The sequence below is a fragment of the Solibacillus ferritrahens genome (assembly GCF_037027585.1).
Classification (GTDB): domain Bacteria; phylum Bacillota; class Bacilli; order Bacillales_A; family Planococcaceae; genus Solibacillus; species Solibacillus ferritrahens.
Window position 1 is genome coordinate 1 of record NZ_JAXCLE010000043.1, and the last position, 3,507, is coordinate 3,507.

Here is a 3,507-nt window from a genome sequence, read left to right on the forward strand (position 1 = left end):
CCTTCAAAGAGGGCGGCTATAAAGACGTAATCTCTGCAGGATTAGACTTTATTCCGGTAGTAGGAAATGCGAAGGCATTGGTTGAAGCCGTGATCGGAAGAGACCCAATTACCGGTAGGAAATTGGAAAGCTGGGAACGCGGAGCATCAGTCGCTGCTATTTTAGGAGGACTTTTAGTAAAAGGTGTGAAGCATGGTGGAAAGGCAGTCGCAGGCATTATTTCGGGTGGGCAAAAAGCAACAAATAAAACAGTAAATCTGGCCAAGTCCCCAACACTAACGAATCCGACAAATCAGCAAGCACCCTCCTTGGCAAAGAACGAAGCTAGTGCAACAACGGCATCACCTGCGAGATCTAAGGAGCAGGGTAAGGGGATAGATAAAGCTCCTAACAACGTAAACTATGGAGATCAATATACGAAAGATGGACGTAGGAAGGTGTTAAAAGAGAATATAGAATATACTACTAAGGAAGGTTATACTTATAAAACAGACAGTAAAGGACGTATTTCAAGCTGTGAAGGTAACCTGGAGCTGGGTAAAGGGAAAAGAAATAATTATGCTCAAAGGAAAGTGGGACGAGAAGATCGCCTAGCTGATGATGAGGGTGGCCATTTGATTGCAAGTATTTTCAAGGGTTCTGGTAATATAGATAATCTTGTTCCAATGAATGGCAACCTAAATAAAGGTGAATGGAAAAAACTTGAGAATTCGTGGGCTGACGCACTTAGACATGGAGATGAAGTGAAAGTAAAAATAACACCTAATTATAAGGGCGATTCAAAACGTCCAGATAGTTTTGAAATTAAGTATAAAATTGGTGAAGATGGTTGGGAGAAAAAGAGATTTGATAATGTACCGGGAGGGAAATTAGATGAATGATGAAAAATTAGGCAGATTATATCAAGAAATAGTCGGAATTATAATAGATACAATTCCGGAGGAGTGGTTAAAAGTATATCTTTATGCCGAAGTGAATGACGGTTCTCAAAAAGCTGACTTCTATTACTATCCTAAAGATAGTGATAAACCTATTTGTAGTCATGATATCACCGAACTCTTTACCATAAGTGAAGTGGAGTATTCGATACAATGGCATCAATTGCTAGATAGTATTAAAGTGTTATGGAGAGAGTTTATCGATATTGATGAAGCGCCATGGACAAGTTTCACTATGATTTTTGATAACACAGGAAAGTTTAAAATAGATTTTAGTTATGACGATCTGTCAAATGCTGACCCCCATGAAATAGCGACAATATGGAGGTATGAAAATATGGGAATTGTCCCAAAAAGTAACTCGGGAAAGAAGCATCTAGAAAAGTATCTTCAGACAATTAAAAATAAAGAAAACTAGGCATTAGTGGTCCTGTTAAGGTTAAAGCTTCTCCTGGAGCTACCGAAGAGCAAATAGCTCAAGTGGTATCTATTAGAATTGGATTATAAAGAAGATTTGAAAGAGTATGATTCCAGTTTAAAAGATTTTTGGAATCCTACAAAAACCAAATTAGTTCAATTTATAGTAGATAATAATCAATATTACTATGTTTTATTACCAATTGATGTGAATATGACGGAAATGTATGAAGTTAACCTTCTAGATGTAAAGTAAGTTAATGGAAAAAATGTTAAAATGGTGGTAGTTGGAAATTGCAACTACCGCCATTTCTTTTTAATTATTTAAGATACGGATAGTTAAATCGATAACAAGACATCGTCGTTACCCAAGCGGAAAAGTGGCCGTTGCGTATACGTCCTTCAAAGAGGGTGCTATAAAGATGTAATCTCTGCAGGATTAGACTTTATTCCGGTAGTAGGAAATGCGAAGGCATTGGTTGAGGACGTGATTGGAAGAGACCCAATTACCGGTAGAAAGCTGGAAGCGCGGAGTATCAGCCGCTGCTATTTTAGGAGGACCTTTAGTAAAAGGTGTGAAGCATAGCGTAAAGCTGGGTGCAAAGGCTGTTTCAGGAGCTACATCGGGTAGCAAAGCAACAAATAAAACAGTAAATATAGCCAAGTCTCCAACACCAACGAATCCACAAAAGCAGCAAGCACCGTCTCAGGCGAAAAGTGAAGTAAGCGCAACAACGGTAACACCTGCGAAATCGAAGGAGCAGGGGACAGATAACTCAAAATCTAAAAAACCTATACCTGATTTTGTAAAAAAACAATGGGAAGCTGGAAATAGATTTAATAAGGAAAATCACCCTCGATATCCTTATAATGAAATAGAGTTAGAGGCAAAGGAAATCAATGGGAAGAAATATGTGGTCGATTCATATATTCCTGGTGAGGAAATTATCTCGAGGAAATATACTCAATTGGCTAAAGTACAAAATAAGACGGCATTAGGTTATTTAAGTGAGTTTACTAAAAAGTATTCTTCTGGTTCAGAAATATCTGCTGGTAAATTTAATCCTAATGCTTTAAAAGGTGGTCGACTAGAGGGAGAATTAATTTTGGAAGTCCCTGTACAAATAAAGCCTGTTCCAAAAATAATTATTGAAGAGGCCAATAATAAAGGGATTATTATTCGCGACATTAATGGGAGGGTGTATAATTAATGGAAATTCACTATTGTGATAAGTGGTCTAATATAAAAAAAAAACCATGGAATATAATTGATGAGAATACAGCAAAGACACTTCATGAAAATCGTCAATCATATACTGCTATTATAGGGGATTTAGAACAGCCAAATTACCTTGTAAATATTACTGATAAATGGGTTTCAGTGAGTTTTCTAGATAAATTTCTCCGTAAATATTTAAATTATGATTTTATTGTTAAAGAGGGCAATAGGATATTTCTGAGGACAATAATGTATTGGGAATATGAAGAAGATATACAATTAAAAAGTATGATTTTTGGGTATCAAGAAAATGGTCATATTGCTATGGAACAAAGAGATTCTATAACTGGGGAATTAGAAGAACGAGTGACAAAAGATGATGTATCAAGGAATTGGGATGTATTATCAAAATTTGGGGATTACTTATATTTGTGTAAAGAAGAGAGATAATTTCGTTTTATAGAATTAGCTGAAAACCAGAAAGAATAATTAAAGGAAAGTACAGAATAATGTTATTAATTTTGTTTTAAAGTTTTAAGATATTAATTTATTTAATTAAACTCCTTTGTTTTCAAGTAGTTAAAAGTAGAATATATAATATTTAAACAGTAGAGAATAAACTTAGAGCGCAAATGGAATTATTATTCATTTGTGCTCTACTTATTTATTACATATTAAATAAGCCTGTCTACTTCGCAGTAAAGAACCTTGCATATATGATGGAAGGCTCTGTGAAAGGTCCGGTTTCGGTGGCAGAAGCAGCGGATGACGAAGACGACGAGGATGAAGACCTGGATTCAGCGCTCGATGTTTTAGGCATGATTCCCCTAACCGGGGGTGATGTCTAGTGGCGAAGAAGAAAGGAAAAGGCTTTTTTGGTGCAATCGGGAAGGCATTAGGTAGTATCCCGGTTGTAGGAAAGGTGAAAAAGGC

The 3,507-nt window shown here is 36.3% G+C and carries 7 protein-coding genes; all 7 read left to right on the forward strand.

The genetic code is table 11. The features are described 5' to 3' along the window. A partial coding sequence (locus tag SNE38_RS18945) for a DNA/RNA non-specific endonuclease (protein WP_336047155.1) occupies positions 1-881 on the forward strand: 881 nt, incomplete at its 5' end. Continuing rightward, positions 874-1,356: an antitoxin YezG family protein gene (locus SNE38_RS18950; RefSeq protein ID WP_336047156.1), complete on the forward strand. Its 483-nt coding sequence runs from the start codon at positions 874-876 to the stop codon at positions 1,354-1,356. The genes SNE38_RS18945 and SNE38_RS18950, both read left to right, overlap by 8 nt. Before the next feature lie 78 nt (positions 1,357-1,434). Then, positions 1,435-1,611, forward strand: a complete 177-nt coding sequence (locus SNE38_RS18955) for a hypothetical protein (protein ID WP_336047158.1) — start codon at positions 1,435-1,437, stop codon at positions 1,609-1,611. Positions 1,612-1,698: 87 nt separating this feature from the next. Beyond that, positions 1,699-1,941 (forward strand): pre-toxin TG domain-containing protein, encoded by a 243-nt coding sequence (locus SNE38_RS18960; RefSeq protein ID WP_336047162.1) that lies wholly within the window; start codon positions 1,699-1,701, stop codon positions 1,939-1,941. Continuing rightward, on the forward strand, positions 1,847-2,566 hold the full coding sequence (locus tag SNE38_RS18965) for a hypothetical protein (protein WP_336047159.1): 720 nt from the start codon (positions 1,847-1,849) through the stop codon (positions 2,564-2,566). The genes SNE38_RS18960 and SNE38_RS18965 overlap by 95 nt, the downstream gene beginning before the upstream one ends. Beyond that, positions 2,566-3,024 (forward strand): hypothetical protein, encoded by a 459-nt coding sequence (locus tag SNE38_RS18970; RefSeq protein WP_336047160.1) that lies wholly within the window; start codon positions 2,566-2,568, stop codon positions 3,022-3,024. Before SNE38_RS18965 ends, SNE38_RS18970 begins: the two co-directional genes overlap by 1 nt. A gap of 182 nt (positions 3,025-3,206) precedes the next feature. After that, complete coding sequence (locus SNE38_RS18975) at positions 3,207-3,422, forward strand: hypothetical protein (RefSeq protein ID WP_336047161.1); 216 nt, start codon at positions 3,207-3,209, stop codon at positions 3,420-3,422. The last annotated feature ends 85 nt before the right edge of the window (positions 3,423-3,507 follow it).

Coding starts and splice junctions, on each gene's coding strand:
- SNE38_RS18970 (WP_336047160.1), top strand. CDS start 2,566: ATGGAAATTCACTATTGTGATAAGTGGTCTAATATAAAAAAAAAACCA.
- SNE38_RS18950 (WP_336047156.1), top strand. CDS start 874: ATGAATGATGAAAAATTAGGCAGATTATATCAAGAAATAGTCGGAATT.
- SNE38_RS18975 (WP_336047161.1), top strand. CDS start 3,207: ATGGAATTATTATTCATTTGTGCTCTACTTATTTATTACATATTAAAT.